This is a genomic window from Janthinobacterium sp. PLB04, from assembly GCF_021165895.1.
GTDB classification, from domain to species: Bacteria; Pseudomonadota; Gammaproteobacteria; order Burkholderiales; family Burkholderiaceae_D; genus Janthinobacterium; species Janthinobacterium lividum.
The window spans coordinates 4,254,713-4,269,071 of sequence record NZ_CP088968.1 but is presented as its reverse complement, the minus strand read 5'-3'; the positions used below and the strand labels follow the sequence as shown (position 1 = coordinate 4,269,071).

At 66.7% G+C, this 14,359-nt stretch carries 14 protein-coding genes; 3 read left to right on the top strand and 11 right to left on the bottom strand.

Annotated elements, in window-relative coordinates; translation table 11 throughout:
• The first annotated feature begins 6 nt into the window (after window positions 1-6).
• The 3 genes from LSO07_RS18785 to LSO07_RS18775 are packed head-to-tail and all read left to right on the top strand — an operon-like array spanning window position 7 to window position 2,085.
• Window positions 7-1,152 carry an acyl-CoA dehydrogenase family protein gene (locus LSO07_RS18785; RefSeq protein ID WP_151096256.1) on the top strand — a complete coding sequence of 382 codons (1,146 nt, stop codon included), beginning with the start codon at window positions 7-9 and terminating at the stop codon, window positions 1,150-1,152.
• Complete coding sequence (locus tag LSO07_RS18780; RefSeq protein ID WP_034781070.1) at window positions 1,149-1,637, top strand: MaoC family dehydratase; 489 nt, start codon at window positions 1,149-1,151, stop codon at window positions 1,635-1,637. Before LSO07_RS18785 ends, LSO07_RS18780 begins: the two co-directional genes overlap by 4 nt.
• Window positions 1,630-2,085, top strand: a complete 456-nt coding sequence (locus LSO07_RS18775) for a MaoC family dehydratase (protein ID WP_151096255.1) — start codon at window positions 1,630-1,632, stop codon at window positions 2,083-2,085. The genes LSO07_RS18780 and LSO07_RS18775 overlap by 8 nt, the downstream gene beginning before the upstream one ends.
• Here the strand turns inward: LSO07_RS18775 and LSO07_RS18770 are convergent, their stop codons facing one another.
• From LSO07_RS18770 to LSO07_RS18720, 11 genes are all read right to left on the bottom strand, one after another.
• Window positions 2,086-3,009, bottom strand: a complete 924-nt coding sequence (locus LSO07_RS18770; protein ID WP_034781074.1) for a diguanylate cyclase domain-containing protein — start codon at window positions 3,007-3,009, stop codon at window positions 2,086-2,088.
• On the bottom strand, window positions 3,006-7,478 hold the full coding sequence (locus LSO07_RS18765) for a PAS domain-containing protein (RefSeq protein ID WP_151096254.1): 4,473 nt from the start codon (window positions 7,476-7,478) through the stop codon (window positions 3,006-3,008). Before LSO07_RS18765 ends, LSO07_RS18770 begins: the two co-directional genes overlap by 4 nt.
• A gap of 233 nt (window positions 7,479-7,711) precedes the next feature.
• Entirely contained in the window at window positions 7,712-8,077 is a 366-nt protein-coding gene (locus tag LSO07_RS18760; protein WP_151096253.1) for a YgiW/YdeI family stress tolerance OB fold protein, read from the bottom strand.
• A gap of 27 nt (window positions 8,078-8,104) precedes the next feature.
• Window positions 8,105-8,677 carry a prepilin-type N-terminal cleavage/methylation domain-containing protein gene (locus LSO07_RS18755; RefSeq protein WP_034781076.1) on the bottom strand — a complete coding sequence of 191 codons (573 nt, stop codon included), beginning with the start codon at window positions 8,675-8,677 and terminating at the stop codon, window positions 8,105-8,107.
• 88 nt (window positions 8,678-8,765) lie between these two features.
• The gene (locus LSO07_RS18750; protein ID WP_151096252.1) at window positions 8,766-9,491 is read right to left on the bottom strand and encodes a hypothetical protein; all 726 of its coding nucleotides are present in this window, start codon (window positions 9,489-9,491) and stop codon (window positions 8,766-8,768) included.
• Window positions 9,491-10,264 (bottom strand): ABC transporter permease, encoded by a 774-nt coding sequence (locus LSO07_RS18745; RefSeq protein ID WP_191909723.1) that lies wholly within the window; start codon window positions 10,262-10,264, stop codon window positions 9,491-9,493. The genes LSO07_RS18750 and LSO07_RS18745 overlap by 1 nt, the downstream gene beginning before the upstream one ends.
• Entirely contained in the window at window positions 10,264-10,974 is a 711-nt protein-coding gene (locus LSO07_RS18740) for a prepilin-type N-terminal cleavage/methylation domain-containing protein (protein WP_151096251.1), read from the bottom strand. Before LSO07_RS18740 ends, LSO07_RS18745 begins: the two co-directional genes overlap by 1 nt.
• Window positions 10,971-11,705, bottom strand: coding sequence for a hypothetical protein (locus LSO07_RS18735; RefSeq protein WP_151096250.1), 735 nt, complete (start codon window positions 11,703-11,705; stop codon window positions 10,971-10,973). Before LSO07_RS18735 ends, LSO07_RS18740 begins: the two co-directional genes overlap by 4 nt.
• Window positions 11,702-12,118 (bottom strand): hypothetical protein, encoded by a 417-nt coding sequence (locus tag LSO07_RS18730; RefSeq protein WP_151096249.1) that lies wholly within the window; start codon window positions 12,116-12,118, stop codon window positions 11,702-11,704. The genes LSO07_RS18735 and LSO07_RS18730 overlap by 4 nt, the downstream gene beginning before the upstream one ends.
• Window positions 12,115-12,786 (bottom strand): hypothetical protein, encoded by a 672-nt coding sequence (locus tag LSO07_RS18725; protein ID WP_225317353.1) that lies wholly within the window; start codon window positions 12,784-12,786, stop codon window positions 12,115-12,117. Before LSO07_RS18725 ends, LSO07_RS18730 begins: the two co-directional genes overlap by 4 nt.
• Window positions 12,783-14,345, bottom strand: a complete 1,563-nt coding sequence (locus LSO07_RS18720; protein WP_070281980.1) for a hypothetical protein — start codon at window positions 14,343-14,345, stop codon at window positions 12,783-12,785. Before LSO07_RS18720 ends, LSO07_RS18725 begins: the two co-directional genes overlap by 4 nt.
• Window positions 14,346-14,359: the final 14 nt, after the last annotated feature.

The window sequence follows — 14,359 nt, the reverse complement described above, 5'->3', positions numbered from 1 at the left end:
GACGACATGGACTTCCATTTTAATCAGGAACAGCAGCAATTTGCCGACGCGCTCAGGCGCTGGGTCGACAAGGATTACCCGTTTGAGACGCGGCAAAAGATCATCCATTCCGCCACCGGCACGTCCGATGCCGCCTGGGCCACCCTGTCCGAGCTGGGCATGACGGCCTTGCCGCTGCCGGCCGGCGCTGGCGGCTTCGACGGCACGGCCGTCGACATGCTGCTGGTGATGCAGGAACTGGGCCGCGGCCTGGTGGTCGAGCCCTACCTGGCCACCGTGCTGGGTGCGCGCTTTTTGACCCTGGCCGGTGGCCACGATGCTGTGCTGGCGCAGGTTGCCAGCGGCAGCCTGAAACTGGCTTGCGCGCTGGGCGAACGGCAGTCGCGCCACGATATGCATGATATCGCCACCACGGCAACCGCCAGCGGCGACGGCTTCGTGCTCGACGGCGAGAAAAGCGTCGTCATCCATGGTGCACAGGCCGGCGCGCTGATCGTCTCGGCGCGCAGCAGTGGCAGCCAGATGGACACGGATGGCATTTCGCTGTTCCTCGTGCCCGCCGACGCGCCGGGCGTTTCCGTGCGCGATTACCGCACCATCGACGGCCAGCGGGCCGCCACCGTCACCCTCGTACAAGTGGTGCTGGGTCACGCGGCCCTGATCGGCCAGGCGGGGCAGGGCTGGGCCGTGCTGGACGCGGCGCTCGACTATGGCGCCGCCCTGTTGTGCGCGGAAGCCGTGGGCGCCATGGACGCCATCTTCGCCGCCACTCTGGACTACCTGAAGACGCGCCAGCAGTTCGGCGCGCCGATCGGCAAGTTCCAGGCCTTGCAGCACCGCATGGCCGACATGTTCATCCATCTGGAGCAGGCCCGTTCGATGGCCATGCTGGCCGCCGCCAAGGTCGACAGCGAGGATGCGTCTGAGCGGCGACGCACGGTCTCGGCCGCCAAGGCGCGGATAGGGCTGGCCGCCACCTTTGTCGGCCAGCAAGCCGTGCATTTGCATGGCGGCATGGGCGTCACGGACGAATTGCCCGCCGCCCACCATTTCAAGCGCCTCTCCATGATCGCCCTGACCCTGGGCGACGTGGAGCACCATATCGAGCGCTTTATCGCCCAGCCGGGCTTCTTGCCGACGGAGACCGCATGACCGCATCGACTGCTATCGCACCGAAACACTGGTATTTCGAAGACTTTACGCAAGGCCTGGAAATCGACCTGGGCCAGCGCCATGTGACGGAAAAGGAAATCATCGCCTTCGCCACGGATTTCGATCCGCAGCCGTTTCACGTCGACCATGCGGCCGCCGAAAAGACCATCTTCAAGGGCGTCATTGCCAGCGGCTGGCACACCTGCGGCATGATGATGCGCCTGGTGGTGGATAACCTGCTCAAGCATTCGTCCAGCATGGGTTCGCCCGGCCTGGACAGCATCCGCTGGCTCAAACCCGTGCGTGCGGGCGACACCCTGCAGCTGACCTACCAGGTCAAGGAAGTGCGTCCATCCACGTCAAAGCCGGACCGCGGCATCGTCATTTCCGTGTGGAGCGTGCGCAACCAGCATGGCGAAGTGGTGACCACCGTCGAAGGCATGGGCATGTTCGGCCGCCGTCCCGCAGGAGAAAATCATGCGTGATATCGCCGGCATCGCCGGTTTTCATGCCTTGGCGGGGCAGCACGTGGCCGTTTCCGACTGGCTCACCATCACCCAGCAGCGCATCGACACCTTTGCCGACGCCACGGACGACCACCAGTGGATCCACGTCGATGTGGAGCGCTGCGCGCGCGAGTCGCCGTACGGCTGCACCGTGGCGCACGGCTTCCTGACCTTATCCCTGCTGCCCGCCATGTTGCAGGGCGCCTTGCACATGGCCGGCATCCGCATGGCCATCAACTATGGCCTGAATAAAGTGCGCTTTCCCGCCCCCGTGCCTGTCGGCAGCCGTTTGCGCGCGCGGCTCGACATCCTCTCCGTCGACGACTTGCCGGAAGGGGCGCAAGTAAACTGGGCCGTCACCATGGAGCGGGAAGGCGACACGAAACCCGTGTGCGTGGCGGAGTTTTTGATGCGCTGCTATCCCTGATCACTCCCCCTCCGACGCGCAATACCTGTCCCGCCCCGTATGCTTGGCGCGGTACAGCAGGGCGTCGGCGGCGCGGATCAGGGCGCTGGGGTCCATGCCTTCCGTGGGCATGACGCTGGCCATGCCCAGGCTGACGGTGACGTGCGGGCCGACGCCTGATCTGGCGTGGGGGATTTGCAGCGCGCGCACCTCGTCGAGGATGCGCTGTGCCACCACTTCGGCCCCGTCGCGCGTTTCCTGCGGTAGCAGGATGATGAATTCCTCGCCGCCGTAGCGCGCCAGCAGGTCGGGCGGGCGCACGGCGCAGCGGCGCAGGGCGGCGCTCACCTGCTGCAGGCACAGGTCGCCCGCCTGGTGGCCATACGTATCGTTGTAATCCTTGAAGTGGTCGATATCGGCCATGATGATGGCCATCGGCACGCCGTCGCGCGCGCAGCGCCGCCATTCGCTGTCCATCGTGTCGTTGAAGCTGCGCCGGTTGGCCACGCCTGTCAGCGAGTCCGTCAGCGACAGTTCGCGCATGGCGTCGGCCTGCCGCTTGATGGTCAGCTGGCTGCGCACGCGGGCACGCACGACGGCCGCGTTGAACGGTTTCGTGATGAAATCGACGGCGCCCGCTTCCAGCGCCCGCGTCTCGTCTTCGGGCTGGTTCAGGGCCGTGACGAAGATGACGGGAATGGCGCTCAGGAGCGCCGATTCGCGCAGCGCGCTGCAGACGGCATAACCATCCATGCCGGGCATGACGGCGTCGAGCAGGATCAGATCCGGCTGTTGATTATGCGCAATTTCCAGCGCCTTTTCACCGCTCAGGGCGAACAGCACGTCGTGTTCCTCGCGCAGCAGCTGGTGCAGGATCTGGATGTTTTCCATGGCGTCATCGACGATGAGGATGCGCCCGTTCATGGCAAGGTTGGTCCAGCTCACTTGTTTTCCTCTCGTTTCAGCTGATCGAGCACGAGTTTTTCCGCCTCGGCAAAATTCAGCGTTTCAATCGCATGTGCCATCGCCAGTGCCGCTTCCCGGTCTGACTGTTGTATGGCGGGGTGCAGGGCGTGGAATTGCGCCAGCGCTTTCAGGTTGTTGTTGCGGATCAAGACCAGCAGCTCGGACAGGCCGGCGTGCAGGTCGAGCGGCCCGCTGCCGGGCGCGGCCGCTGCCGGCTGGCTGCGCCGCAGGGGCGAGGGCAGGGTGCGCGCCGCTTCGATGACTTCGGCCATCGCCTGTTCCAGGCGGCCCAGCAAGGCTGCCGTGGCGTGCGATCGCCCCGTTTTCAGCGTTTTTTCCGTCTCGGCGGCCAGGCTGGCGATCTGCGTGGCGCCCAGGTTGGCCGCCACGCCGCAGACGCGGTGCAGCAGTTGCGCCGCCTGCGGCGCCTGGCCGGCGGCCAGCAGGCGCCGGGTTTCCTCGACGGCGTCGCCTTGCGAATTTTCAAAGCGCTTGAGCAGGGCCAGGAAGGCGCCGTAGTCGCCGCCGAAGCGGTGCAAGGCCGCTGCCAGGTCGATGCCGGGCACCGCGGCCGGCAGGTCCAGCGTCTGCGTGGCGGCATTGCCTGCCTGGGCAGCGCCGTCGCCGCTGCTCAGGGGCGCGCGCACCAGCCGGGTCAGGGTCTGGATCATTTCGTCGACATCGATGGGCTTGGCCACATGCGCATTCATGCCGCTGGCGATGGCGCGCAGACGGTCTTCGTCCATGGCATTGGCCGTCATGGCGATGATGGGCAAGTCCGGCAAGCCCAGGGCGCGGATGGCCAGGGTGGCGTCGTAGCCATTCATGACGGGCATCTGCAAATCCATCAGCACCACGTCCCAGGCGTCCGGCGTGCTGGTGAGCAAGTCGACGGCCAGCCGGCCGTTGGCGGCCACGGCCACGCGCGCGCCCGAGTGCAGCAAAATGTACTGCGCCACTTCCTGGTTGATTTCATTGTCTTCCACCAGCAGCACGCGCATGCCTGTGAGCAAACCCGACAAGGGCGTGGACACGGGCAGCGCGGAAGGCGAGCTGCGGCCTTCGCGCACGGCCGTCACGGCCGCCAGCAGGCGCGCCGGGGTGGCCGGTTTCGAGACGATGCCGGCCAGCATCAGGCTGTCGGCCAGGCGTTCGAGGTTTTCGCTATCCTGGTCGGCCACCAGCATGATCACGGGCGGCAGCGCCACGAGTGCATCGGCGCGCGCCTCGGTGAGCATGGAAATGCCATCCATGCCGGGCATGGCCGCGTCGAGCAACACAAGATCGTGCGCCGGCCCGCCGCTGGCGTGGGCGCGCAGCAGCGCCAGGCCGGCCGCGCCGCTGTCGGCGCTGCGGCTGTGCCAGCCCTGCGCCGCGCACCAGTCTTCCAGCATGGCGCGCACGCTGGCGTTGTCGTCGATGATCAGCAGCGACAGGGCCTTGGGCATGCCCTTGCCGGGCGGCTCGGGCGGCGGCGCCACCTTGTCGAAGCGGCAGCTGAAGCGGAAGTCGGAGCCCTTGCCCAGCGCGCTTGTCACGCTGAGGGTGCCTCCCATCAATTCCACCATGCGCCGGCAGATGGCGAGCCCCAGTCCCGTGCCGCCGTATTTGCGGCTGGTGCCGCTGTCGCCCTGAGAAAACGCGTCGAAGATGCGTTCCTGTTCGGCCGCGCCGATGCCGATGCCTGTGTCGCGCACGGAAAACTCGAGGATGGCGCTGGCAGCATCCTCGGCCACCTTGCCGATGGCCAGCACCACTTCGCCATGCGAGGTGAACTTGACGGCGTTGCCCACCAGGTTGATGAGGATCTGTTCCACGCGCAGGGCGTCGCCGATCAGTTCGTCCGGCACGCCGGGGGCGAGCACGAAGACGGGTTCCACGCCGCGCGCCCAGGCGCTGCTGGCCAGCAAGACGCCTACGCTGTCGAGCATGCGTTCGAGCTGGAAACGGCGCTGTTCCAGCACCATCTGCCCCGCCTCGATCTTGGAAAAATCGAGCACGTCGTTGACGATATTGAGCAGCGATTGCGTGGCCATCTGGATCTTGCCGACATAGCTGCGCTCGCGCCGTTCCAGCGGCGACTCTTCCAGAAGCCGCGCCAGGCCGATGATGGCGTTCATCGGCGTGCGGATTTCATGGCTCATGTTGGCGACGAATTCGCTCTTCGCGATGCTGGCCGCCTCGGCCTTGTCGCGCGCGCGCACCATCTGTTCATTGAGTTCGTGCAGGCGCAATTCCGTGCGCTTGAGTTCGGAGACGTCCGAGGCCAGCACGAAGAAGCCCCGCACGCGGCCGCTGTCGTCGAAATCGGGGATGTAATTGGTCCACGTGTGGCATACCTGGCCGCCGGGATCGAGCAAGTCGCGCTCGAAGCTTTGCGGCCGGCCCGCCAGCACGCCCTCGACGTGGGGCGCATACACGTCGAACAGTTCCTGACCCAGCAATTCGCTCATGTGGATGCCGGCCAGCTCGGCGCTGCTGCGGCCAAACCATTCGTTGTAGAATTTATTTGCAAATAGGCAACGCAAATCGGCGCCCCAGTACGACACCATGCCGGGCAGGTTGTCGGTGACGGTGCGGATGAAGCGCTCATTCTGTTCCAGGCGCCAGGTGGCGGCGTGCAGCACTTCGGTGGCGCGCTTGCGTTCCGTGATATCGATCGACACCCCCAGCACATGGCTGGCGCGCCCGGCATCGTCGCGCAAGACCACCTTGCGCGTGGTGAAGTGGCGCGTCGTGCCATCGGCCGTATTGATCGCTTCCTGTTCGATTTCCACCATCTGCCCCGTGGCCAGCAGCTTGCGGTCGGCGCTGACGAAGGCGGACGCCTGCTGCGGCGGGAAGAAATCGTGGTCCGTCTTGCCCAGCAATTGCTCGCGCGAGCGTCCCAGCGTCAGCTCCGCGTGGCGGTTGATCATTTCAAAGCTCAGCTTGTCGGCGCGCTTGACGAAGACCATGGCCGGGATGTTTTCGATGATGGTGCCAAACAGGTGTTTTGAACGGCGAAATTCCGCTTCGCTGCGCTTGCGCTCGGTAATGTCCAGCCACAGGCCCGATACGCCCAGCAACTGCTGTTCCGGGCCGAAAATCGGGTGATACGAGACGATCCAGTGACTCAGCTGTTCGCGCTGCTGGCCGCTATGGCCTTTCAATTCGATGTCGACAATGGGCTGTCCCGTCTCCAGCACCTGGCGCACGCAACGTTCCACCTCCGCGCGCACGGCGTCGTCGAACAGCATGGCGCCCACGGGACGGCCCAGGTGCTGAGCCACGCTGGCGCCGTTGATGGCGGCCAGGTAGTGGTTGATCATGACGATGCGCAAGTCCAGGTCCACGAACAGCATGCCGATCGGCGCCGTCGCGTACACGGTTTCCAGCAGCCGCGTGGATTTTTCCAGGGCCAGCGTGCGTTCGGCCACCAGGCTTTCCAGTTGCGTGCGGTGGCGCCGCAGGTCGCGCTCCAGCGTGCCCAGGGCGCTGGCCATGTCGGCCGATTCGCGGTCCGTGTGCTTGTTCGAAAGCAAGGGTTTGCCTTGCGCCAGCGCGTGGATCTGCTGCGTCAGTTCCTGCAGGGTGCGGGCCAGGCGGCCGCCCACGCGCCAGGCCAGGGCAAAGCCGGCGGCCAGCAGCAGCGCCAGGATGACGGATCCCGTGACTACCGAGCGCAGCAGCGCTTCTGCCACCGTGCTGGTGCGCATGGTGACGGCCACCGTCCAGGCGGCGTCGGGGGCGCGGCGAAAGCCCGTATACACATCGATGCCTTCCAGGGTGGCATGGCGCAGCACGCCTTCGCGCGCCTGGCTTATCTGTTCCAGCAGGGGCGCAGCAGTGCGCTGGCCCACATAGCGCTGCGGCGCCAGGGTGCGCGCCACGTTGATGCCATCGGCATTGATGATGGCCGCGCCCAGGTAGGCTGGCAGGTGCAGCTCGCGCAGCAGCACGGACAGGTAGTCGGGCGGGTACAGGGCTGTCAGCACGTAGGCGCTTCCCTGCTTGCGCGGCAGCGGCAGATTCAGGGCCAGCTGCGGTATGCTGTCGGGCGTCTTGGCCAGGCTGGTCAGCCGCGGCTTGCCGTAGTCGCGCGTGCGCTCCATGCTGGCGGCCCATTTTTGCGGCAAGGGCGGCGGCGCCTGGCTGGCGGGCAGGGCCGTATTGATCAGCTGGCGGCCCTTGGCGTCGGAGACGATGAAGCCGCTGACGGCCATGCCCGGCTGCAGCAGGCTGGCGGCCATGGCCCGCAGGGCGTCGATGTCGCCGGCTTGCAGGGCGGGCGAATCGGCCAGGATGCGCGCGGCCATCTGGGCGCCGTTCAGGTCGCGTTCGACGGCTGCCGCGACAGCCCGCGCCGCCTGCGCCGTTTCGCTGACGACATGGTCGCGTTCACGCGTGTAGCTTTGCGCCACGAGCAGCAGAAATACCAGCGCCGTCGGAATGACCCAGGCGAGCACCAGCCATGAAATTCTTGAGCGTATCGAAGGCAAATCTTGCACCCGGAAAGCTCCCAGAATGGATGAATCGACAGGCAGGCTCACGCTGGCGCTGGCTGACGTTGAATGAAAAGATGCTAGACGAAATTGATTGTTCTGACAAGCCTAGTTTCCGGCATGGAAAAAAGGTTGCGCAAGGCATACAGAAGAGGGGGAATACCCATCCCGCCGTGGCGGCGGGATGGCAAGGCGGCTTACTGGACCAGGGTCAGCACGTCGACATCGATTTCCGGGCTTTCCATGAAGTCTTTTTCCACTTCACCGCGGATTTCCACCCGGGTCTTGGCATCGATCTTGCGGTTCATGAAGACCTTGTCGTCGATGTCCACGCGGATTTCCGCCGTACCATCGGAGAAGGTGTATTTCTCGTTGCCCACTTTGCGCAGCAAATGGCCGCGCAGCACGACGGCCTGGTCGTCGACGGGATTTTTCAGGATGGCCGCCACATTGCCGGGCGCGGCCGGGCCGGTCGTCGGTCCCACGTATTGGGCTTGCGCGCCACCGGCCAGCAAGGCGCAGGCGGCGGCCAGGGAAACGATGAGTTTGCGGTGCAGTGGCATGGTATTCCTTTGATAGTGACTGGAGGCTCAGAAAAAGACGGCGGTGCGGGGAATGATAGCACCGGCATTACCGTAGGGCATGTTCGCCCGGACGCTGCCCGTGCTGGCCACGCCATCGTCGAGTTTGCTGTCGATCTGCTCCGCGTAGCTCTCCGGCAGGTTGTCGAAGCGGATGCCGTTGCCGGCGCGGCCGCCCACTTCATCGTTGTACAGGTAGACGGCGCCGCCCTGGGCGCTGGTCATGAATTGCGAAGTGCCGTTGAACGAGCCGGTAATGAAGCCGCCCAGCGCCAGGTGCTGCGGCGCGAGGGTGAATTCGCGCGGCTGGCCATCGCCGATCTGGCCGTCGCCATTGCCATTGCCGGCCGAATTGGGCACGTGCACGGTGCCCTGGATATCGTCGCCGGGCAGGGCGCGGAACTTGTCCTGGTAGGCGTTGACGGCGGCCGTCAGCGCATTCGATTGCTGGATGATGTTTTTCACCTTGGCGCTGTCGATCAAGCCTTGCCCCTTGAGCACGCCACCGAGCAGCAAGCCGATGATGACCAGGACGATGGCGATTTCTACGAGCGTAAAGCCGTGCTGGCGGCGTGGGGGCATGGGGTTTCCTTGAAAAAAAAGTACGACAGCTTGAGATGGCAGTTTACTGCAATTGATGCCGGATGCGCATGGCCTTTCGGACAGCGGCTCATGGCGCCGCCCTTGCTTTCTTCTTGGCAAGCTCGTCGAGCCGGCGCGCGAGGAACGCCAGTTCGTGCGGGTCGCTGATCTGGCCGCTGGCGATCAGGCCGCCGATCACCAGGCGGGCGCCGTCGAGCTGGTCCATGTCTTCCAGGATGAACGCTTCCATTTCGCGCACCCACGCTGGCACATGCGGCCCCGTCGCCTGCTGGCGCAGCGCACGCGCATAGCCGAGCGCCAGCGGCAAATCGTGCAACTGGTGTTTTGCCACCAGCACCGCCTGCGCCATGGCGGGCCAGCGGCGCTGCGGGTCGGCCGCAAAGCTGGCGGCGACAAAATTGAGCATGCGCCGCGCGCGCTGCGGGTCGGCTACGCCGGCATACACTTCGCTGGCGGCCACCAGCGCATACCGGCTGCGCGGATCGAGCGTTTGCGCCGTCTCCAGCCAGCCGGCCAGGCGGTCATAGTCGAGTTCGCGCCACGGCAGGCTGACGCCGGCCTGGTCTTCGAACGACTGCAGGTACAGCAGCATGGCCTTAGCCATGGCCAGCGGTTCGCCCAGGCTGGCCAGGCGCGCCACGCCAGCCGGCGGCGCGGCGGGCAGCGGACGCGCCTGGGCGGGAGCATGCTGCTGCGCCAGGCGCCAGCCCAGCTGCAGCAGCATGCATGCCGCCAGCAGCCAGCACAGGGGGCGCGGCACCTTGGACCATGGACGCTGGGTGGTCGCCGCCATCAGATGTTCCTGCGGTAAAAGTCGCACAGTGCGCAGCTGGCCAGCAAGGCCACATAAATGCAGGTTTGCGCCGCTACATTGACCAGGGCTTGCCAGTCGCCCGTCGCGTACAGCAGCCACTCCGTGCGTGTAAAGGCGTCGAGGCGGGGCAGCAACAGGGACAGCACGTCGATGGCGCCGGTCATGGCGCGCTGCGGCCAGGAGTCGGCCGCTTGCGGGCCGTGGGCCAGCAGTTGCAAGCTGCCCAGCATGCGCGCCAGCAGATAGAAGCCGCCGGTGGCGGCCAGCGCATGCAGGGCCTGCTGCAGGCTGGCCGCGCACAGCAGGCTGAAGGCGGCGACGATCCACAGTTCGCCCAGCAGCGACAGCGCCCACAGCGCGCATTGCGCGGGCGCGGCGAACAGCGCCATCAACAGGCCGAAGAGTATGGCGGGTACGGCCGCCAGCGCTCCGTAGCCCAGCAGCTTGCCCAGCAGGTAGGCGGCGCGCGGCATGGGTAGCGCGAGCAGCAATTCCAGGCCCCGGTCGGCCGCTTCGCGCGCCATGCTGGTAATAATGAAAGTGGCCAGCAGGAAAATGCTGGCAAGGCGCAGGGTGGCCGCCAGCAGGGCCGCCTGCACGGCGCCGCTTTCCGTCAGCGCCAGTTGCTGCAGGAAGCCGGCCAGGGCGGCGGCGCCGCAGGCGGCCAGCAGGAACAGCCACGGCAGGCGGCTGCGCAGCGCTTCGAGCAGCGTGTAGCGGGCGATGGTGAGGGCGGGCAAGAGCATCGGCATCAGCGGGGCAGCCTTTGCGCCGCCACCATGCGGTTGAACAGGATGTTCGGCGACACCCAGGCGACGAGATCGTCGAACTCGCCGCCCGGCTGCTGCGGGCCGCTGGCGGCGCGGCTGATGAAGGTGGTGGCGTTCGATGCATTGTTGCGCTCGTCGACATTGTTGCCGAAAGGCACAGCCTGGCGCTGGCCCTGCACGCCCGTGGCGCCAAAACCGTTCTTGCCATGCGACATGATCATGGCGGGGATGTCGTTCAAGGCCGTCGCCTGCAGCAGGGCGCCGCCATTGCGCGTGACGATGCTGATGTCGCGCGGTGTGGTCAGGTTGAAAAGCTGGCCGCTGTCGCTGAAGGCCGGCGTCACGCTGTAGCGGAACAGATGGTTCCAGCTGTCGCCCTGGCGCAGCCCCAGGGTGGCCCATGGCAGGAACCCGGCGCGTTTTTCGCCCGTGCAGCGCGTGCCGCGCCGGTCTTCCAGGCCACTCATGGCGGAGGCGGCGGGGCACGGCAGGTAGCCGTAGCGCAGCGCGTAGCCCGTCAGCGCTTCCTTCGCCTCATTCAGTGCCAGTTGCGTCTCGGCCACCTTGCGCTGCTCCAGCTGCACCGTCAATGGCGTGACCAGACCGCCTATCATCAGGCCGACGATGACGAGTACGATGGCGATCTCGATCAGGGAGAAGCCGCTTTGGCGGCGCGCATGGAGGACGCTCATGGCAGGTTGCGCGCGGCGCGCATGCGTTGGTACAGGGCGGGCAAGGTAATCCAGGTCAGCATGTCGTCGAAGGCGCCGCCGGGCAGCGCGGCATTGCCGGTGGCGGGGCGGGCAATGAAACTGCGGCTGTCGCCGTCGTTGGCCGCTTCGTCGATATTGCCGCGCGCCGTATTGATCTGCGTCACGCCGCTGGCGGACGTGCCGTGATGCTCCTTGCCTTGCGAGAACAGTACGACGGGCAGGCATTGGGCGCTGACGTTGCATTGTGCCTGGCCCGCCACGAAGGCGAATTCGCCGCGCGCGCCGCGTTCGAGCACGACCCTGTTGGCGACAGCGGAAAACGAGACGATGGGCGCGCGCGCCATTTCCGGCGTGACGCTGTAGCGCAGCAGCTTGCCCCAGGCATCAACACCGTCCACGCCCAGCGCGACCCACGGCAAAAAGCCGCTGCATGCGGCATCGTCGGCACAGTCGGCTGCCCGTTCGCGCCCGTCGAGGGCGGAGGCGGCCGGACGTGGCAGCCGGCCTTGCGTGGCGGCAAAACCCAGCAAGGCTTCGCGCGCTTGCGCCAGGGTGGCCAGGGTGCGCTGCTGGCGTTCGGCCTCGCCCGTGCCGCGGCCGAAGGCGCTGATCAGCAGGCTGGCCGCGCCCAGGCCAAGCACGGCCACCAGCAGCAACAGGGCGGCGCCCCGCTGGCGACGAGGGTGGCGATGAGCTTGGCGTGGCGTCATGGCGGCGTCTCCTGCACCTCGGTGACAGTGCCGCTGGCCGGATCGTAGCGCTGGCCGGGTTTGAGCAGCACCACCTGGCCGTTCGACAGGCGCAGGGTCAATGTGCCGGGCTTGCCGAGGGCAAGGCGATTGTGCGGTTCGTTCTGCACTTCCTGGTTCAGCCAGACGGTGGAGTGGCCGCTGCTGCGCTGCACCACGCCATTCAATTCCACGGGCGGGGCGGGCGGTGGCGGCGGCGGTGGTGGCGCCGCCGCAGCCAGGGCGGGATCGGCTGGCGGCGGCCCGTAGCGCTGCGCGTCGAGCTGGGTGCGCTGCTCGGGCGACAGAAACAGACGCCCCAGCTGCTGTGCCTGTGCATCGACAGAGAGCGCGGCGCCGGCCAGCAGCGCGCCAAGGATCAGGGTGCGCTTCATGGCCGCTCCTGCACGGGCACGCTGTTGACGGTCAGCCATAGCAGCTCGCATTCGGCGCCCAGGGCGGGCGCTGCCTGGCTGCCGGCCGCTCCGTGGCGCTTGAGCGTGCAATCCTGTACGGCGAAATAGCCGGCCTGGCGCAAATCGTCAAACAGGTTCAGCAAATCCATCTCATGCAGCAAATCCATCTGCAGGCGCATGCGGCTGCCGTGCAAATGATATTGCCCCATCTCCATGGGTAGCGGCACCTTCAGCGCTTGCTGCGGACTGATGTCATAGCTGATCGGCAGCAGCTTGCGCTGTTCCTGGCTGCGCCGGATGGCGTCGATCCAGGCCAGGCGGTTTTCTTCGCCGATCAGGCCGCGCTGGCGCAGGGCCAGGAATTGCGGTTCGTAGGCGCGGATTTCCTGCTTTTCCGCTTCCACGTGGTTGAACAGGGTCGCCGCCGCCGCGCGCGTGTGCTGGGCCAGGTACAGCCGTTGCGCTTCGCGCGTGCGGTAGGCGGCGCTCAGACTGAGCAGCACTACGCTGGCCAGCAAGGTCAGGGCAAAGCACAGCAGGGCGCGGCGCACCAGGCGCAGTTCGCCCAGCCACGCGGGCAGGGTGCGCGTGGGCGTGGCAGCGCGCTGCATGCCGGGCAGGGGCGGTTGCTTGACGGGGCCGCTCATGGCTGCCACTCCAGCAAGAGGGTAAACCGGGCCTGGCTGTCCGGCGCCGGCGCGGCGCTCTTGCCGGACAGGGCCGCGCTGGGACGCAGGTCGAGCGGCGTTTCCTCGATCGTCACCTGCATGCGCGGCTGGCGCGCCAGGGTTTGCGCGAAGGCCGTGATGGCAGCCAGCGCGGCGCGGTAGTCATTGTTCGGCATGGCCACGTCCGCTTCCAGGCGCAGCGCCTGCGGCGGCGCGACGGGAATGCCGGCCATCGCGCTGCCGGGCGGCGAACTCGCAGCCTGCTGCTGCGGTGGCTGGCCGCCGGCCGCGCGCGCGGGCGCCCCGCCCGCATGCCAGTGCAGCTGGCCGAGCGCAACCTGCGGCGCCTGGTCCAGCGCGGCGCTCAGCATGCCCAGCAGGCGGCCCGGTTCCGGCGCCTGGCTGGCGATCATCTGGCCCAGGGTCACGGCCACTTTCATGTTCTGCGTCTTGGCCGGCGCCGGCGGCTGCGTCGACATGACGCTGCGGTAGCGTTCCTGGTAGGACGCCGTTTCCTGCGCCAGGCGCTGCGTGCCGGCCCCGTCGGCTATGCCCCCAAGCAGATTGATCACGCACCACAGGGCTGCTGACGCGCCGATCAGCGCGCTGGCGCCATACAGCGTCTTGCGCGCGCGCTGGAAGTGGTAGTAGCGGGCCAGCGCGCCGGGTGGATAGTGGCTGGATGGCGGATGCTTGCCCAGCAAGGTCAGCAGCAATTCGTCGGCCAGCGTCGGCGTCTGGCGCAAGCCGACCCGCCCGGCGGCCAGTTGCAGGTCGATGAAGTGGTAAGCCACTTCCACGCCGTTGTCGCACAATAATTCGAGCTTGGCGATCTGCGCGGCCGGCGCCAGGATGACGGTATTCAAGACGTCGCCGCGCGCCAGCATGCGTGTGCTGGTGAGAAATTGCCGCGTTTTTTCCGTTTCCAGCGCGATATTCACGGCCACGCCGTCGAGCGCGATGGTGGCCGTCTGGCGCGAAAAGCGCAGCTGGCCTTTTTCATAATAACTTTGCCGCAAGCCGCCCGACTGCTGCGTCACCAGCAGCAGGTGTTCGTGCGCGATCGACAGCTTTTTTACCAGCGCGATACTGAGCAGGCTGGTCGAATAGATGCCGGCCACGGGCACGCGCAAGTGCTCGAGCGCCTCCGTCCACGGCTGCAGCAAGCTTGGGTTGGTCAGGGCGAAAAACAGTACCTGGTCATCGTGGCGGCCCGTGCTTTCGCGGCCCAGCAGGGTGCTGCCCCGGTAGGGCGTGTCACGGTGCAATTGCTGCTTGCGCCGCTCGAGCAGGGCACGGCCCGCCTTGCCACGCACGTGGGGCAGCAGATGGCGCTGGAAATCTTCCTCGATCAAGTCCGTCAGCAGGTAGGCGGGCACGTCTTGCCGCTGTGCCTGCGGATCTTCCAGCCACGCGGCGAAACCGTCCAGCCCGGCCGCGCTGGCGGGAAAGGCCTGGCCCGGGCCCAGCACGCCGTGGTTCCAGTCGTAGGCGTACAGGGTGTCGCTGGTGATGTAAAGTAATTGTTTGCGGAACACGGCGGCCTCAGGTC

Coding starts and splice junctions, on each gene's coding strand:
- LSO07_RS18785 (WP_151096256.1), top strand. CDS start 7: ATGGACTTCCATTTTAATCAGGAACAGCAGCAATTTGCCGACGCGCTC.
- LSO07_RS18780 (WP_034781070.1), top strand. CDS start 1,149: ATGACCGCATCGACTGCTATCGCACCGAAACACTGGTATTTCGAAGAC.
- LSO07_RS18775 (WP_151096255.1), top strand. CDS start 1,630: ATGCGTGATATCGCCGGCATCGCCGGTTTTCATGCCTTGGCGGGGCAG.
- LSO07_RS18760 (WP_151096253.1), bottom strand. CDS start 8,077: ATGCCACTGCACCGCAAACTCATCGTTTCCCTGGCCGCCGCCTGCGCC.
- LSO07_RS18755 (WP_034781076.1), bottom strand. CDS start 8,677: ATGCCCCCACGCCGCCAGCACGGCTTTACGCTCGTAGAAATCGCCATC.
- LSO07_RS18750 (WP_151096252.1), bottom strand. CDS start 9,491: ATGGCGGCGACCACCCAGCGTCCATGGTCCAAGGTGCCGCGCCCCCTG.
- LSO07_RS18745 (WP_191909723.1), bottom strand. CDS start 10,264: ATGCCGATGCTCTTGCCCGCCCTCACCATCGCCCGCTACACGCTGCTC.
- LSO07_RS18740 (WP_151096251.1), bottom strand. CDS start 10,974: ATGAGCGTCCTCCATGCGCGCCGCCAAAGCGGCTTCTCCCTGATCGAG.
- LSO07_RS18735 (WP_151096250.1), bottom strand. CDS start 11,705: ATGACGCCACGCCAAGCTCATCGCCACCCTCGTCGCCAGCGGGGCGCC.
- LSO07_RS18730 (WP_151096249.1), bottom strand. CDS start 12,118: ATGAAGCGCACCCTGATCCTTGGCGCGCTGCTGGCCGGCGCCGCGCTC.
- LSO07_RS18725 (WP_225317353.1), bottom strand. CDS start 12,786: ATGAGCGGCCCCGTCAAGCAACCGCCCCTGCCCGGCATGCAGCGCGCT.